Annotated in this window: 17 protein-coding genes and 1 pseudogene; 8 read left to right on the top strand and 10 right to left on the bottom strand. The window is 70.1% G+C overall.

Going from position 1 to position 15,912, the window contains the following annotated elements:
• Positions 1–18: 18 nt before the first annotated feature.
• The 4 genes from AC067Z_RS30970 to mshA form a co-directional block, all read right to left on the bottom strand.
• A complete protein-coding gene (locus tag AC067Z_RS30970) occupies positions 19–1,638 on the bottom strand; it encodes an MFS transporter (RefSeq protein ID WP_478792964.1) in 1,620 nt (539 codons plus the stop codon).
• A 72-nt stretch (positions 1,639–1,710) separates the two neighbouring features.
• On the bottom strand, positions 1,711–3,396 hold the full coding sequence (locus AC067Z_RS30975; RefSeq protein WP_478792965.1) for a glycosyl hydrolase family 28-related protein: 1,686 nt from the start codon (positions 3,394–3,396) through the stop codon (positions 1,711–1,713).
• Between the two features lie 173 nt (positions 3,397–3,569).
• Positions 3,570–4,076 (bottom strand): type III secretion system chaperone family protein, encoded by a 507-nt coding sequence (locus AC067Z_RS30980; protein WP_478792966.1) that lies wholly within the window; start codon positions 4,074–4,076, stop codon positions 3,570–3,572.
• A gap of 14 nt (positions 4,077–4,090) precedes the next feature.
• On the bottom strand, positions 4,091–5,431 hold the full coding sequence (gene mshA / locus AC067Z_RS30985; protein ID WP_478792967.1) for a D-inositol-3-phosphate glycosyltransferase: 1,341 nt from the start codon (positions 5,429–5,431) through the stop codon (positions 4,091–4,093).
• A gap of 339 nt (positions 5,432–5,770) precedes the next feature.
• Here mshA and AC067Z_RS30990 point away from each other — a divergent pair, with 339 nt between their 5' ends.
• From AC067Z_RS30990 to AC067Z_RS31000, 3 genes are all read left to right on the top strand, one after another.
• Positions 5,771–6,556 (top strand): class I SAM-dependent methyltransferase, encoded by a 786-nt coding sequence (locus tag AC067Z_RS30990; protein WP_478792968.1) that lies wholly within the window; start codon positions 5,771–5,773, stop codon positions 6,554–6,556.
• A 292-nt stretch (positions 6,557–6,848) separates the two neighbouring features.
• Positions 6,849–7,940: a C40 family peptidase gene (locus AC067Z_RS30995; RefSeq protein WP_478792969.1), complete on the top strand. Its 1,092-nt coding sequence runs from the start codon at positions 6,849–6,851 to the stop codon at positions 7,938–7,940.
• A 333-nt stretch (positions 7,941–8,273) separates the two neighbouring features.
• Positions 8,274–9,518 (top strand): PP2C family protein-serine/threonine phosphatase, encoded by a 1,245-nt coding sequence (locus tag AC067Z_RS31000; protein ID WP_478792970.1) that lies wholly within the window; start codon positions 8,274–8,276, stop codon positions 9,516–9,518.
• A gap of 4 nt (positions 9,519–9,522) precedes the next feature.
• Here AC067Z_RS31000 and AC067Z_RS31005 read toward each other — a convergent pair whose 3' ends face one another.
• The 3 genes from AC067Z_RS31005 to AC067Z_RS31015 all read right to left on the bottom strand — a co-directional run bounded on the left by AC067Z_RS31005 (position 9,523) and on the right by AC067Z_RS31015 (position 11,036).
• Positions 9,523–9,864, bottom strand: coding sequence for a DUF2516 family protein (locus AC067Z_RS31005; RefSeq protein WP_478792971.1), 342 nt, complete (start codon positions 9,862–9,864; stop codon positions 9,523–9,525).
• A 125-nt stretch (positions 9,865–9,989) separates the two neighbouring features.
• Positions 9,990–10,571, bottom strand: a complete 582-nt coding sequence (locus AC067Z_RS31010; protein WP_478792972.1) for a hypothetical protein — start codon at positions 10,569–10,571, stop codon at positions 9,990–9,992.
• A 36-nt stretch (positions 10,572–10,607) separates the two neighbouring features.
• Positions 10,608–11,036 (bottom strand): helix-turn-helix domain-containing protein, encoded by a 429-nt coding sequence (locus AC067Z_RS31015; RefSeq protein ID WP_478792973.1) that lies wholly within the window; start codon positions 11,034–11,036, stop codon positions 10,608–10,610.
• A 375-nt stretch (positions 11,037–11,411) separates the two neighbouring features.
• On the opposite strand from AC067Z_RS31015, the gene AC067Z_RS31020 reads away from it, so the two are divergent.
• Positions 11,412–11,840: a VOC family protein gene (locus AC067Z_RS31020; protein WP_478792974.1), complete on the top strand. Its 429-nt coding sequence runs from the start codon at positions 11,412–11,414 to the stop codon at positions 11,838–11,840.
• Positions 11,841–11,947: 107 nt separating this feature from the next.
• On the opposite strand, the gene AC067Z_RS31025 is transcribed toward AC067Z_RS31020, so the two are convergent.
• Positions 11,948–12,829, bottom strand: coding sequence for a GNAT family N-acetyltransferase (locus AC067Z_RS31025; protein ID WP_478792975.1), 882 nt, complete (start codon positions 12,827–12,829; stop codon positions 11,948–11,950).
• Positions 12,830–13,053: 224 nt separating this feature from the next.
• Between AC067Z_RS31025 and AC067Z_RS31030 the strand changes: the two genes are divergently transcribed.
• The 3 genes and pseudogenes from AC067Z_RS31030 to AC067Z_RS31040 all read left to right on the top strand — a co-directional run.
• A complete protein-coding gene (locus AC067Z_RS31030; RefSeq protein WP_478792976.1) occupies positions 13,054–13,647 on the top strand; it encodes a DinB family protein in 594 nt (197 codons plus the stop codon).
• A 107-nt stretch (positions 13,648–13,754) separates the two neighbouring features.
• Positions 13,755–14,135 carry a helix-turn-helix transcriptional regulator gene (locus AC067Z_RS31035; RefSeq protein WP_478793050.1) on the top strand — a complete coding sequence of 127 codons (381 nt, stop codon included), beginning with the start codon at positions 13,755–13,757 and terminating at the stop codon, positions 14,133–14,135.
• Between the two features lie 5 nt (positions 14,136–14,140).
• Positions 14,141–14,251: pseudogene (locus AC067Z_RS31040) on the top strand (VOC family protein); the annotation flags it as partial.
• On the opposite strand, the gene AC067Z_RS31045 reads toward AC067Z_RS31040, so the two are convergent.
• Positions 14,236–14,379 carry a hypothetical protein gene (locus AC067Z_RS31045; RefSeq protein WP_478792977.1) on the bottom strand — a complete coding sequence of 48 codons (144 nt, stop codon included), beginning with the start codon at positions 14,377–14,379 and terminating at the stop codon, positions 14,236–14,238. The pseudogene AC067Z_RS31040 and the gene AC067Z_RS31045 sit on opposite strands and share 16 nt — an antisense overlap.
• Positions 14,380–14,472: 93 nt before the next feature.
• On the opposite strand from AC067Z_RS31045, the gene AC067Z_RS31050 reads away from it, so the two are divergent.
• Positions 14,473–15,381 carry an aminoglycoside phosphotransferase family protein gene (locus tag AC067Z_RS31050; RefSeq protein ID WP_478792978.1) on the top strand — a complete coding sequence of 303 codons (909 nt, stop codon included), beginning with the start codon at positions 14,473–14,475 and terminating at the stop codon, positions 15,379–15,381.
• Between the two features lie 158 nt (positions 15,382–15,539).
• On the opposite strand, the gene AC067Z_RS31055 is transcribed toward AC067Z_RS31050, so the two are convergent.
• On the bottom strand, positions 15,540–15,890 hold the full coding sequence (locus tag AC067Z_RS31055; protein WP_478792979.1) for a winged helix-turn-helix transcriptional regulator: 351 nt from the start codon (positions 15,888–15,890) through the stop codon (positions 15,540–15,542).
• Positions 15,891–15,912: the final 22 nt, after the last annotated feature.

Below are 15,912 nucleotides of genomic sequence, written 5' to 3' on the forward strand. Positions count from 1 at the left end.
TCGCGGGCCGGCTCCTGCCTACGGAGCCTGCGCACCGCCCCGGGCCGCGTCGACGGGCTTCTCGTCCGTCACCCGCGTGCCCGGATGCCGCAGCGAGCAAAGGAACGCGATGCCGAGCGCGATGGCCATCCCGTAGAACACCCACTGGTTGGCCTCCGCGAAGTCGAGCCGGATCGCGTTCATCGAGTCGCGCATCACCGACGCCACGGGGCCGCCACCGCTCGGCTCCTGGGCGTCCGGATGTCCGGTGACGGCCTCGGCGACCGACCGGGCCGCTTCCTGTGCCGCCGCGTCCGGGACGCCCTTGGCCGTGAGCGTCTCGACCACACGGTCGGTGTTGACGTGCGTGAGGATCGTGCCGAAGACGGCCATCCCCACGCTGGCCGCGAAGTTGCGCACGGTCTGGGTGATGCCCGTGACCTCACCGTAGGAGGCACCGATCGCGCGGTTGACCGCGTCCGTCGACGCCGGCGCGAGCAGCAGACCGATGCCCGCGCCCGCCATGGCCGCGTACAGCCACTGGTCGTGCATCGACAGGTTCGTCAGTTCGCCGGCCCACAGGGCGAATCCGACGGCGCCGAGTGCCGTGCCGAGCTTCATCGCCGGCCGGGCACCGCGTTTGTCGAGGATCCGGCCGCCCCACTGGGACGCGATGCCGAACCCGATGAAGAAGTACAGCAGGAACAGCGCCGCCTGGTTCGGCGAGGCGCTCAGCGAGACCTGCGCGTACACGGAGGCGAAGAAGAACACCGGGACGAAGGCCAGCATCGCGAAGAACAGCACCAGGTTGTCGACGGCGAACGCCCGGTCGCGGAACACCTGGAGTCTGATGAGCGGTTGCTCGACGCCGAGTTCGTACACACAGAACCACGCGAGAACCACCAGTCCGCCGACGATGCAGGCCCACGTCGCGACGTTGCTCCAGCCCCACGCGGAGGCCTGCTGCAGGCCCAGCACACTCAGCCCCATGCCGACGGCCACCAGGGCCGCGCCGGGGACGTCGAGCCGTTCAGGGCGACGGCTCTCGGGGATCCTGGCCAGCACGGTGAGCACGATCGCGATGGCGGCGACGGGCACGTTGACCCAGAAGATGGCGCGCCAGGTCCAGTCGGTGAGCCAGCCGCCCAGCAGAGGACCGACGGCGGTGAGCGCACCGGACAGCCCGAAGAACAGGGCCAGGGCCCGCCCGCGTTTCTCCACGGGAAAGACCGCGATGACGACGGCGAGGGCCGCTGGGAACATCAGTGCCGCGCCGACGCCCTGGGTCGCCCGGAAGATGATGAGCCAGCTCTGCGCGAAGTCGCCCTCGGGAACACAGCCGCACAGCACGGACGAGACCACGAAGATCAGCGTGCCGATCAGCATCATCCGCCGTCGGCCGAAGATGTCGGCCAGCCGCCCGCCGAGGGCGAAGAACGCGGCCAGGGTGAGGAGATAGGCGTTGACCACCCACTGCATCCCGGAGGACGAGAGGCCGAGTTCCTCGATGATGCTGGGTGCGGCGATGGAGACGATCGTCTGGTCGATGAACGTCATGGATACGGCGAAGAGCATTGCCGCCAGGGCCACCGACTGGTTCGGAGCGCCGTGCGGGCGCACGGCGGTGCCGGCTCCCGGAGCGCCCCCGTTGTCGCTCATGCCTTCGATCGTGCATCCGGTCGGCGCGTCCCGCATGCGGAGCGGGGCGCGCCGGCCGGAGGCGCACGGCGGTCAGCAGCGCAGGGCCCGCTGCGCCTCGTAGAGGTTCGCCGGGCGCACGCTGCCCGGTGATCCGTAGGCCTCCAGGCGGGAGTGGAGCGCCCCGGCGAAGTCCGGCACATCGGTCTGGTCGAATTCGCGGACGGTGCTGATGGCGACGGTCGCGCTGTACGGGGCGATCTCGTCGATCTTGACGAGTCCGGCGCGTTCGTTGGTGACCGTCACGTTCCAGTGGGTGAACCGGGCTCCGTACAGGGGTCCGGCGCTGGCGTCGCCGCCGTGGCGGCCGTTGTTGTTCACAGCAATCTCGGTGCGCACGTTGGCGAACGGCATGCCGCGGTGGGTGTCGAAGGTGCCCATCTCCATCACACCGCGCGACCAGACGTTGTAACTGGACAGACCCTCGACGTTGATGCCGTGCAGCTGGGTCCCGGCGGGCGCGGGGACGGTGCGCTGCGCGATCGTGAAGTCCTCGATCAGGTTGTCGTGCGCGCCTTCCCGGCAGAAGTAGGGGTGGTGGGAGCCGCGGCCCTCGACGCGGGTGCGACGCAGGGTGCAGGCGGAGGCGGCGACGAGCCCGAACCCGTTGCCGACGTGTCGGACGGTGATGTCGTCGGCCCAGCAGTCGTACGCGCACTGGAAGGTGACGCCGTTGTAGCCCTTGTCGAGCAGATGCGGCGACTGCGGTGTCTCGACCGCCTCCAGGGTCAGCCCCTCGACGCCGGAGCCGGTGAGGGGAGCGACGAGGGTGGTGATGCGCGGGTCCCATTCGGGGCGTACGTCCAGGGGCAGCGGCCGTTCGAGGGTGATCCTGTTGCGCTTGACGGCAGTGATCCGGACCGGCCACTCGTAGGGGACGTAGGACGTCAACTTCGTCTTGTCGTCCCAGACATAGGAGCGGGCGCCTTCGCCGTCACCGGCCATGTGCTCGAGCAGGGTGTGGTCCGCGTCGTCGGCGAGGCGCAGCAGGACGAGCTGTCCGGCACACAGCTTCGAGTCGTCGGCAACGGTGACGGTGCGGTCGCCGCGGCGGGCGGGGGCGGGCCTGGCGAGGGTGGTCCATTCGTCGCGCTTGTTGCCCGTCCAGCCCTCGAAGGGCCATGCCTTTGCCTTGATCGCACCGGTGAGGGAGTCCCAACGGGCAGTGGGGCAGAGCCAGATGAGGCCGCCCGCCCACGACCAGGAGGACTTGTCGCCTCCGTAGCGGGAGCCGTAGACGCCGATGAGGTCGGTGAGGTGCTTGGTGGCAACGAGCTTCGTGCGCCCGCTGCCCGTGCCGCGCAGCACCACATTGCTGTGGCCGATACGTATGACGTCGTCGATGCGGTACGTGCCGGCGGGGATGAGGACCGTGCCGCCGCCGCGTTCGCCCACAGCGGCGACGGCACGGTTGATCGCGGGGGCGGCGTCGGCGGAGCCGTCCCCCTTCGCCCCGTACGTGAGGACGTTCGCCCTGACCGGGCGGCGTGGCAGGCGCGTCGCTCCCGCGCGTGCTCCGGCCCGTCCCACGTACGGGATCTGGGGGTGGGTGTACGGCGCGCGGCGGTACTCGCGCCACAGCGGCGAGTCCGAGGCCGGGTGCGCGGGCGAGGCCGCTGCCGGGGATGCGGTGAGGCCGCCGGTCGCCACGGCGGCCGCCACGGCCGTGGCGCTGCCGAGCAGGGTGCGTCTGCTGATGGCACGGTGATCGGTCCCCATGACCCACCTTCCAAGGATGTGAACTGGGTTCATATCTGCGTCGGCGGTGAGCATGCCACGGCGACCGGGCGCGCGGAAGGGTCCGCGCACCGGTTTACCCGCCTACGCCCTGCCCGCCCGGACAGGGCGCAGGGGCACGGGGCGGTGACCGATCGACAGAGGGGGCCGGGTTGTCAGTTGGCGGGGCGCCGGGTCAGATTCGTGAACGCGTCCAGATTGCGCGTCGACTCGCCGCGCGACACCCGCCACGCGTACTCGCGCCGGATCGCGCTCGCGAATCCCAGCTCCAGCAGCGTGTTGAAGGAACCGTCCGCGGCCTCCAGGACCGAGCCGAGCAGACGGTCCAGCTCCTCGGCGGTGACCACGGACAGCGGGAGCTTGCCGACGAGATAGATGTCGCCGAGCCGGTCGATCGCGTAACTCACCCCGTACAGCTTCAGGTTGCGTTCCAGCAGCCAGCGGTGCACGGCGGCGTCGTTCTCGTCGGGGTGGCGGATCACGAAGGCGTTGATGGAGAGCGAGTGCTTGCCCACGAGGAGCGAACAGGTCGTCGACAGCTTGCGCGTACCGGGGAGTTTGACGACGTACGACCCCTTCTCGGGGCTCTCCCACTCCAGTTCCGCGTCCTTGAAGCTCTGCTCGATGACCTGCGCCACCTGCTGCTCGTCCACGTCCGCCATGGGGGGAGCGTACGTCAGAGGTGTGGCGACCGCGTGCGGTGGCGGTGCTCGTACATCGCGGCCGAGTACACGTCCGCCGTCGCGGACGCCGCCGTGCCCCAGCCGAACGACTGCGCATGCCGCGCCGCGGCCCGCCCCATCCGGTCGGTCCGCGACGGGTCGCGCACGAAACTCGCCAGCACGTCCGCGTAGTGCGCCGGGTCGTGCCCCGGGACGAGGAATCCGGTCTCCTCGTCGCGCACCGCCACCGGGAGGCCGCCGACGGCGGCGGCCACGACCGGCGTTCCGGCCGCCTGGGCCTCTATGGCGACCAGCCCGAACGACTCGCTGTACGACGGCATCACCAGCACGGACGCGGCCCGGAACCAGTCGGCGAGCTGCGCCTGCCCCACCGGGGGACGGAAGTGGACGACATCCGCGATGCCGAGCCGCGCGGCGAGCTTCTGCAGGCCCTCGGGCTTGGCGAGCCCGCTGCCGCTGGGGCCGCCGACGACCGGCACGAAGATGCGCTGCCGCAGGGACGGGTCACGCTCCAGCAGCAGGGCGACCGCGCGGAGAAGGATGTCGGGCGCCTTCAGAGGCTGGATCCGGCCGGCAAAGAGCGGAATGAAGGCGTCCTGCGGCAGGCCGAGCCGGGCGCGGGCCGCGCTCCTTCCGTCTCCGGGACGGAACACGTCCAGGTTGACGCCCGGGTGGACGACGGCGACCTTCGCCGGATCGGCGTCGTAGAAGCGGACCAGTTCGTCCGCCTCCTCCGCCGTGTTGGCGATCAGCCGGTCCGCAGCGTCGACTATCTGCGTCTCGCCGATGACGCGGGACGCCGGCTCGGGGGTGTCGCCCTCGGCGAGCGCGGCGTTCTTGACCTTGGCCATGGTGTGCATGGCGTGCACGAGCGGGACGCCCCAGCGCTCGGCGGCAAGCCAGCCGACATGGCCTGAGAGCCAGTAGTGGGAGTGGACGAGGTCGTAGTGGCCCGGCCGGTGCCCCGCCCATGCCTGCATCACGCCGTGGGTGAAGGCGCAGAGCTGGGGCGGCAGATCCTCCTTGGCCAGGCCCTCGTAGGGGCCGGCGTCGATGTGCCGCACAAGAACGCCCGGGGCCAGCTCCACGACGGGCCGCAGACCACCGGTGGTGGCCCGGGTGAAGATCTCCACCTCGATGTTGATGGCGGCGAGCCGCTTGGCGAGCTCGACGATGTAGACGTTCATGCCGCCCGCGTCCCCCGTGCCCGGCTGGTGCAGCGGGGAGGTGTGGACGCTGAGCATGGCGACCCTGCGCGGCTTGCGATGGCCGCCGGGGAACCGGAGACGCGGGGCCATCCGGCTGCTGCCGAGGCGGGAGACGTACTGGCTCACGTCGGCGGTCCTCTCGCTGCGGGCACGACAAGCTGCGGGATGGGGGGTCCCGCCACGGCTGACAACAGCGGAGCGAACACTTCCATTTCCGGACGGCGCCCACTTTGCCAAATCATTACCCCGTCGGGGCGATGCGCAGCGCACGGCGCCGGGGCGGCGACCCCTGCCCGGCCACACCCTGGCCCCCCTCCTCGGCAGGCGCGTCCGCCGCAAGGACGCCACCCTGCGGCTCCACCGCGCAGGCCCGTCGGACCCGGCCACGGCGAGACCGCCACGGTCCGCCGCGGACCGGGCAGGCACCCCGCGGACGGGCACGGCGAAGCGCATACCCTCGGTGACATGAACCGTCCCGTCGGCACCGCGACCCGCGGGACGACCAACCCCAACCGGCTGCGCCGCATGGACCGCTGGATCGCCGCGACGCACGGCCTCGCGCTGCGCCGCAGCGTGCACGCGCCCGTCGCCGTCGACCTCGGGTACGGGGCGGCTCCCTGGACCGCCGTCGAGTTGCTGCAGCGGCTGCGCACCGCCGATCCGCGGTGCGAGGTCGTCGGTATCGAGATCGACCCCGCGCGGGTCGCGGCGGCGAAGCCGTACGAGCAGCCCGGACTCACGTTCCGGCACGGCGGATTCGAGGTACCGACGGCCGAACGGCCGTTGCTCATCCGGGCCGCCAACGTGCTGCGCCAGTACGACGAGGAGGAGGTCACCGCAGTGTGGTCCCGGCTCTGCGGCCGGCTGGCACCTGACGGGCTGCTCGTCGAGGGCACGTGCGACGAGATCGGACGGCGTCATGTGTGGGTGGCGCTCGGGCCCGAGGGACCGCGCACGGTGACGTTCGCGACCAGGCTCGGTTCCCTGGAGCGCCCTTCCGACCTGGCGGAGCGGCTGCCCAAGGCCCTCATCCACCGCAACGTGCCGGGCGAGCCGGTGCACGCCTTCCTGCGGGACTTCGACCGGGCGTGGGCGGCGGCGGCGCCCTACGCGTCGCTGGGCGCCCGCCAGCGATGGATCAAGGCGGTCGTCGATCTGGCCGTCGACTGGCCGCTGCGCGACGACCGGAGGCGATGGCGGCAGGGCGAGATCACGGTCGCCTGGGAGGCGCTCGCGCCCGCCGGCGGATGACGCACGGCACGCCCTGAACCACCGTCACGGGCGAAGACACCCCGGTTTGGGCCGATCGGAGCACCGTCCCGGGTGAACATTGCGCGCACGGGAACGCAGGGACGGGGCCGCTCGTCAGTGACGATGGGGAACGAGCGGCAGACATCGCCGGGGTGGGGATATCCACGGGGGGACGAACTGCCGGTCAACCCTGTCGTTTTTGCGGACGTCATGACACCATCACGACGTCACGCGCAAGTTACTGACGGTAAATCACATATACATTGTCTGGCGTTCGCCCGGAGGGGGAGTCGTGAACCGACGCCGCTGTGCCACTGCTGCCGCGATCGCCGTGGTCTGCGCGCTGACCGTGCTCGCCGTGCCGGGACAGGCCTTCGCGAGCCCCGATCCCGCGCCGCAGGCCCCGGCCTCCGTCACCGTGCCCGGCCCCATGGCACCTCCCCCGCCGAATCCGACGCTCGAAGCGGTACGGCGGCAGATCGACGCCCTCTACCGCCAGGCGGCCTCCGCGACCGACGCGTACAACCTCGCCGAGGAGCGCGCGGAGAAGCAGTCCGACGAAATCGTGAAGCTGGCACAGCAGATGGCCAAGGGCCAGGCCCGCATCGCGGACCTGAAGAACCGCGCGGGCGCCGCCGCCCGCGCCCAGTACCGCGGCGGCGGGCTCCCGCCCGAGGCCGAGCTCGCGCTTGTCGACGACCCCCAGCTCTTCCTGGACGGCGTCGGCCGCATCCAGCAGGGCCACAAGGCCACCCGGGATCTCCTCACGGAACTGAACCGCACCCAGGCGGACTTGGCCGCATACAGCAAGGACGCCAGCGCCCAGTGGGTGAAGCTGGAGGCCAGCCGGGTCAAGCGGGAGAAGGCCAGGAAAGAGATCAAGACCAAGATCGCGGAAGCGAAGAAGCTCGAGGACAAGCTGGAGAAGGAGGAGTTGCAGCGACTCCTCCAGATGGAGCAGCACGCGCAGTACACCGCGCAGACGCAGTGGCTGAGTTCGGGCGTGCTCAAGGAGATCAACGGCCGCGCGAGCGAACAGGGCAAGAAGGCGGTCGAGTTCGCCACCGCCCAGCTCGGCAAGCCCTACGTCTGGGGAGCGGAGGGCCCGGCTTCCTACGACTGCTCGGGGCTCACCTCCGAAGCCTGGGCGGCGGCCGGGCGTGGCATCCCGCGCACCTCGCAGGAGCAGTGGCGACTGCTCCCCCGCATCGCCATCAAGGACATGCGCCCCGGCGACCTGATCATCTACCACGCCGACGCGAGCCACGTCGGCATGTACGTCGGGGACGGCGCGATAATCCACGCTCCCCGGCCGGGCCGGAACGTGACCGTCGCGGGCGCGGGCTCGATGAGCATCCTCGGGGTCGTGCGCCCCGACAAGTGAGGTGTGCGGCGGTCGCCGGAGGCGACCGCCGGCTCCGGCGCGGCGTGATGTCCGTCGCACGGACCGCGGCCGCCCCGGAGGAACGCGACACGGCGCGCCCTGCGCAAGTGACCTGCACCACGCGGCAGATCGGGCGAATCGGACGGGGCGGTCGGCCCGGCGTGATGTTCGTCATTGCCCGGTGGGCAACTACCTCCCCATGCGCGGCATATGCCATCGGCTCTTCTTTGATCGGCATTCCGTTCGGCCGCCGCATACCGCTATGGTCCCCGTCTGGCAGGACGTCGCTCGACGTCCCGCCGCGCCCTCGGGGGGAGGGAAGGAACAGGACCGATGCCCGTACCCGTACCGCGACAGAGGAACGTGCCCGTCGCGGAAACCACCCCTGGTGGGACGACCAGCAGTGGCGACCTCACGCTCCTGGTCATCGAGGACGACCCCGCGGGCACCTTCAGCGTTCCGGAGCTGCTCGACGCATCCGGCACCCGGGTGCGCATCCGCACCGCACGGAACCTCACCGAGGCGGAGCGGCTGCTCACCGACGACGTCCACTGCGTCCTCGTCGACCTCGCGCTGCCCGGCCGCGTCCAGGAGGACGAGCTGGGGCCGCTCAAGCATGTGCTGCGTCTCGCCCCGCGCCACGCCGTCCTCGCCCTGACCGCATCCGGCGACGCCGAGCTGGCCGCCGAGGCGGTACGGGTCGGCGCCCAGGACCATCTGGTGCGCGAGGAGCTCGACGGCCGGCTGCTCAACCGCGCCGTCCGGTACGCGGTGGAGCGCAAACGCGCCGACACCGCACAGGTCAAGCTCGCCGAGTCCCGGATGCGCGCCCAGGAGAACGCCCGCCTGGAGCGTGGACTGCTGCCCACCCCCCTGCTGGACGGCTCCGATCTGCGGTTCGCCGCGCGCTACCGCCCCGGGCGGTCCCGCGCCCTGCTCGGCGGCGACTTCTACGACACGGTCCGCACCCCGGACGGCACCGTCCACGCCATGATCGGCGATGTCTGCGGACACGGCCCGGACGAAGCGGCACTCGGTGTGGAACTGCGCATCGCCTGGCGGGCGTTGACGTTCGCCGGACTCTGCGGGGACGAGCTGCTCTCCACCCTCCAGCAGGTACTGGAGCACGAGCGGGAGAGCGAGGAGATCTTCGCGACGCTGTGCACGGTCGACATCGCGCCGGACGGCCGACGTGCCGGACTCTGCCTGGCAGGCCACCCGACGCCCCTGATCGCCCGCCACGGGCGAGCGGCCCAGCTGCTGCCGTACGACGACGGCGGCCCGGCGCTCGGTCTGCTGCCGCGCGCCCGCTGGCCGCGCCGCCAGGTGGAGCTCGGCGGCGCCTGGAGCCTGATGATGTACACGGACGGGCTGATCGAGGGCCGTCAGGGCCCGGACACCAAGCAGCGGCTGGGTCAGGACGGCATGGTTGCGATGATCAACCGGCAGCTGGCGGCGGGCCTGGACGGCGAAGCGCTGCTGGAGGCGGCGGTCGGCGAGGTGCGCGAGCTGAACGGCGGCGAGCTGACGGACGACGTGGCAGTGCTGCTGCTGAGCCGGAACGGCGCGCGCGGCTGAGTGGTCAGCGGCCGCCGTTGTAGGGGCCGTACGGACCGTCGCTGCTGGAGCCGCCGCGACGGCCACCGCCGGACACTCCACGGAGCGCGGGTCGCACGTCCACGAAGAACACGATCGTCGCGATGAGTCCGGCGATCTGCAGGAACAGCAGGGAGACGAACGGAATCACGTTCACCGCCACCGTGAGGCCGAGAATGATCAGCCAGAAGGACTTCGTCTTCTTGTCGGCGGCACGGTAGGCGTCCTCGCGCGCCATGGCAGCCATGACCAGGGCAGTCACGGATGTGACGAGGAAGACCAGATCGATGATCAACCAGAGCCCGAAGTCGAAACCTGCGCTCAGCATCCTCAGCACCGCCTAGTCAGTGGGTTGGTGTCGCTCGCGGCCAAGGTACCTCCGAGGGCGCCTCCTGCGCGATGACGTGAGCGACTGACGGGCGCCGCGTCGCCGCGGCGCCCGTCAGCCCGTTGTCACTTGCCGGCCGAGGGGGTGGCCTTCTTGGCCGCGGGCTTGCGCGCGGCGGGCTTGCGCGCCGGAGCGGGCTTCTCGGACTTGGCCTCGGCGGGCTTGGCCTCCGGCGCAGCCGCGGGCTTCGCGGGGTCCGGCTCGACGGCGACGGCGATCTCGGTGATCTCCTCGGCCGCCTCGCCGCGCCAGCCCCGCACGGCCTGCTCGCCGTGCTCGGCGACCTTCTCGTACGCCTCACGGGCCTTGACCGCGTACTCGGCCGCCACACCGACACCGCGCAGCGCGAAGTCCTGGGCGTTCTCGCCGAACTTCTTCAGATCGGTGTCGAGGCTGCCGAGCACCTCGGTGACCTTGGCCTGGACGGAGGCCTGCGCCTCCTTGGCCTGCGCGGTCACCTTGTCCTGCACGGCCTTGGGGTCGGCGTTGCGCACCGCCTCGAATCGGCCCGGCGCCTCGGCGGCGAGCTGCTCGAGCAGGGCGGGCACCTTCTTGGCCTGCTGCACGGCCAGATCGGCGGTGCCGGCCGCAAAGTAGAGGGGAGTCGGGTCGCTGAAGGTCTTGCGCAGGTCATCGGTGATGGCCATGACTGTCGTCCTCCCGGAACGCAGATCGGTTCGTGCTCAGTCGGTCTTCGGATCGGCATCGCCCGCGTCGGCCGTGCGGGGGCCGTCAGCGGTGGTGTCCTCGGTGGTGTCCGTGGTCTCGAGCCCGTTCTCCTTGCGGAACGACTCGTAGATCTGGAGCAGCACCTGCTTCTGGCGCTCATTGATCGAGGGGTCGGCGAGTATGACGGCGCGCGTCTCCAGCTCGTCCCGCTCCTGCTCGTCGAGGATCCCGGCACGGACGTACAGGGTCTCGGCGGAGATCCGCAGGGCCTTGGCGACCTGCTGGAGCACTTCCGCGCTCGGCTTGCGGAGCCCTCGCTCGATCTGACTCAGATACGGATTGGACACCCCGGCGGCGTCGGCGAGCTGACGCAGCGAGAGCTGCGCGCTGCGCCGCTGCTCGCGGAGATACTCACCGAGATTGCCGACGTTGAGCGATGCCATGTGTTGATGGTGCCCCAACCGTGCTAACTATTGCAAGCAACTGCTTGCAATAGTGTTCCACACCACGTGCGCCCGAGCGGTGAGGCTCAGCACGCGTGTCCGTTCCACCCCGTCTCTGTCCTGCCTCGGCGACCTGCTCCGATCTCACCGAAGACGGTCCGATCCGGGCCTGCGTCTCACTGAACCTGCTCTGCGACTGACTGCCGTTGTCCCGTCTCAGGCGAATCGGCCCCTGTCTCAGGTGATCTGGTCCGATTCGCTCACCACCTCAGGCGATCTGGTCCGTTGGCGCTGCTCATGTCCCGCGAGACCTCGACCCGCACGGCGATGAAACGCAGGATGTCGGTGAGCAGCACGCGCCCATATGGTGGGCCGATGACGTCGATCAAGCAGTTCCAAGTCACCTTCGACTGCGCAGAACCTGAGCGCCTCGCTCGTTTCTGGTGCGAGGTGTTGGGGTACGTCGTACCGCCGCCACCGGAGGGGTTTGCCACTTGGGACGATTTCAATCGCTCGCAGCCACCTGAGCAGCGGGATTCATGGTTCGCCTGCAGTGATCCCTCAGGTGTGGGCCCGCGACTGTACTTCCAGCGCGTCCCCGAAGGGAAGGCCGCCAAGAACCGGCTGCATCTTGACGTGCGGGTCGGCACCGGACTCGTGGGTGAAGAGCGCCTCGCCGCACTTGAGGCCGAATGCGCACGACTGGTCCCGCTCGGCGCGGTACACGTGCGAACGCTGTATGACGGCAATGATTCGTGCATCCCGATGCAGGACATCGAGGGCAACGAGTTCTGTATCGACTGAGGAGCCGCGAACGCGGCCTCGTTGTACCGGACATCCGCCGCGCCCACGGTCGTCGCACCTGGTCGGCGCCGAATGAGGGCCGGCTGGTGGACGCCGAGGATTTCGCCTTACCGGCCGGCTCCCGGTTCGGCATACGCGAAGTCGTACACAACGAAGTCGGTGACCGGGACGTATCCGATGCGTTGGTAGAGGGCGTTGCTGGTGGGATTGGCCGCGTTCGTGAACAGCACGACCTCCGTGGCGCCTGCGGCCAGCGCGGCCCGGCTCACATCGACCGTCACGGCGCCCGCGTAGCCTCGGCCGCGTAGGTGGGCCGGGGTGTAGACGGGGTCCACCCGGACCTGGCCGCCGACCATCGGGTTCACGCCCGCCATGGAGACGGGCGCGCCGTCCGGGGTCTCCCAGAAGGTATAGCGCTTCTCGGCGAAGCGGGTGCCGGCCCAGGAAGCGGCGTCGATGGAGACGACCTCCCCGACATCCGCGGCGAACTCACGGCACCAGCGCATGAGGTGCTCACGGTCCCGCTCGCCCACGAGCCGCCCCCGGCCCGCTGGGACCGGCTCCGGCGGGGTGAGCGTGCCGAGGCGGTACAGGTGGAGCCGAACGCGGAGCGTCGGCGTTGCGCCTGTGTACCGCTGCCAGGCTTCGGCGAAAGCAGTGGCGGTGCTGTGGTCCGCGGTGACGGAGGGAAGGGAGTGCCCGAGGGCAACCAGGTGGGCGGCAAGGGTGTCGGCCTGCCCGGGAGTGAGAGAGGTGACGCTCAGGCCGCGGGACGGGAAGCGGTAGAAGGTGGCACCGACCTCGCCCGCTCGCTCCAGCCGGCCGAAGACGGGGACTCCGGCGCCGTATGCGGCCGCCCCGAGTGTGCGTAGCTTCTCGGTCACCGACAGAGACATGGTGTGCAGGGCTGGTCGCGAGCGCAGGAATTCTCCGGCTCCGGCGAGAAAGTCGTCGACGTCTTCGGTGAGGTGCCAGTCATCCGGGCGCATGGTTCATGATCTCCGATCTGCTCGCTGCGGGGAATACGAGAGACTCCTCCGCGAGATGCAGTCGTGCAGCCGCCGCCTTCGGCATCGACCTGCGCAACCCTTCCCGCCACGATCCGCACCCCGATGCCCGAACGACCGGGACAGATCCAGGGGGCCCGCTCCCGCACAACTCCGCGTACCGGAAGCCCGGATGGATGCGCAGGAGTGTCGGGCAGACTGGCCCCATGACCGCATCGGATGCCAAGGCCGACCTTCACTTCTACCTGCAGTCCGCCCGCGATGCCCTGCTGTGGAAGCTCGAAGGGCTCTCGGAGTACGACGTCCGCCGACCGCTGACGCCGACCGGCACGAACCTCCTCGGCCTGGTGAAACACGCGGCCGGAGTGGAACTGGGCTACCTGGGCGACACCTTCGGACGACCCTCCGGCGAGCCGCTGCCCTGGCTCGAGGACGGCGCTGAGGACAACGGGGACATGTGGGCCACCGCCGACCAGTCACGCGAGCACATCGTGGAGCTCTACCGCCGGGCCTGGGTGCACGCGGACGCGACGATCGACGCACTGGCCCTGGACACGATCGGCAAGGTGCCGTGGTGGCCCGGCGACAGGAACGAGGTGACGTTGCACCACGCCGTCGTGCGCGTGATCGCCGATACGCACCGGCACGCCGGGCACGCCGACATCATCCGGGAACTGATGGACGGCGCCGTGGGAATGAACAAGGGCAACGACAGCATGCCGCCGGGCGACGCGGCGTGGTGGGAGAAGCATCGAAGCAGGCTGGAGCGGGCGGCTCGGGAAGCCGCTCGAGATGCGTAGCGTGGATGTGCCTGGTTTGTACAGCTTCCCGGGGGGTCTGTAGCGTGCCCAATGTGCCTCGCGTCCCTCTCCCCGACCTCGTCCGGCTGCGCCGGGCCCGTGACCTGATGGACCGCGACTACGCGCAGCCACTGGACGTAGCGGCGCTGGCGCAGGTCGCCCTCATGTCGTCGGGTCACTTCTCGCGCAGCTTCCGCGCTGCCTACGGCGAGACGCCGTACAGCTATCTCATGACCCGCCGGATCGAACGGGCCAAGGCATTGCTGCGGCGTGGCGACCTGACGGTGACGGAGGTCTGCATGGAGGTCGGCTGTACCTCGCTCGGCTCGTTCAGCTCGCGGTTCACCGAGCTGGTCGGCGAGAGCCCGAGCGCGTACCGGGACCGCGATCACGAGCACGGCGCCGCCATCCCGGCCTGCATCGCCAAGATCCACACCCGGCCGGTCAGGAACGGAAAAGGCGAAACACGGCCCCCGCCCGTAGCGTGAAACGCGTGGATCTCGAGCCTGCGCAGTGCTTCATCGCCGTCGACGACCACGAACAGGCGCTCGCCTTCTACCGGGACGTTCCCGGACTCGAAGTGCGCACCTACGTCGGTTTCGAACCGACGTAGGTGTGGGTGCGGGTGTACGCGGTGAAGCCCATGGACCCGTAGAGCTGCTCGGGGACGGGGCGGGCGGCGTGGCCGCGCGCATCGACGACGGCTCGGTGGCCACCGGCGTCGGCGAGCAACGGGGTGTTCCTTGCCAACGAGCCCTCGCAGGAAGGGCCGACGCCGGCGGAAAGTCACTGGCTTCCGCGCCGTCCGGCGAAGACACTTCCGAGGTGACGCTTCACCGGAATGAGATCTCGGTCGACAAGGCGCTGGTCCGCTCGCTGCTGGAGGCACAGCGCCCGGAGTGGGCCGACCTGCCGCTGTCGGCCGCGGGCGCGGGCACGGACAACGTCATGTACCGGCTGGGCGACGACCTCCTCGTGCGGCTTCCACGAACCCCGGACAACGGACGGTCCGTGCGGAAGGAGCAGGTGTGGCTTCCTCGCCTGGCACCCCTCCTCCCGTGTCCTGTCCCCGAGCCGGTCCACGCCGGGACACCCACCGACGCCTTCCCGGTCGTCTGGTCGGTCCACCGCTGGATCGACGGTGCCGAAGCCGGCCCGGACACCGTCCGGGACTGGGCGGCCTTCGGAGCCGACCTGGCAGGGGTCGTGCGGGAGCTCCACAGCATCGACCTCATGGGAGCGACGCGCGCGGATGACCTCAGCTGGTACCGCGGGGGCAGCCTGCAGGCATGCGACCAGTGGATCAGCACCTCTTTCGAGGACTGCCGGAACACCGTGGGTCTCGAGCTCGACGTCGAGACGTTGGAACAGTTGTGTCGAGCCGCGCTCGCACTGCCTGAGCCTTCCGGACCTCAAGTGTGGCTCCACGGCGACCTCAAGCCCACCAACCTCCTGGTCCGGGAGGGCAGGCTGCACGCGGTCATCGACTTCGGTGGCCTCTCGGTCGGGTTTCCCGACGCCGAGCACGCGACGCTCTGGGACCTGCCGCCCCAGGCACGAGAGGCCTACTGGAACACCCTGGACCTCGACGATGCGACCTGGACCCGCGCCCGCGCCTGGGCGATCGCGGTAGGCGTGAGCGGAATCTCCTATTACTGGCACACCTACCCCGCGTTCGTCGCCGAGTGCCGCGCGCGACTGCAGGCGATTCTCACCGACGCCGCTGCGCGTTGAGCGGCCTCCACCCGAAGGCGAGACGACCTCTCCCGAAGGAGCACCCGCAGCCGTACCCACCTTTTTGTGGGTACTTGGCAGCGTGTGCCGGAAGGGCGAGCCTGGTGACGGGCGGTCGGCAGAGCGCCTGATCCGGGCGGAACGGAGGTGGCGTCACATCAGGAGGCCGTAGGGGTCTCGGTCATCTTCTCCAAGCGGCGGTGGCCCCAGTCGGAAACGGGCCCCAACGCCTCCGACAGCTCGCGGCCGAACGCGGTCAGCGAGTACTCGGTCCTCAACGGGAGAACGTCGTACACCTCCCGGCGTACCAGGCCGTCGGCCTCCATCTCGCGGAGCGCCGACGTCAGCACCTTCTCGCTCAGACCCGGCAGCCGCCGGCGCAGTTCGCCGGGGCGGTGCGGGCCGGATTCCAGCAGCCACAGCAGGACGGTCTTCCACTTTCCGTCGATCACTGCGATCGCGGCAGCTACCCCGCAGACATTCGGGTCCTGGGCACGACTGCGCGTCATCTTTGTCCTTCCGTCACCAATC

The organism is Streptomyces sp. NPDC043812, assembly GCF_056436245.1.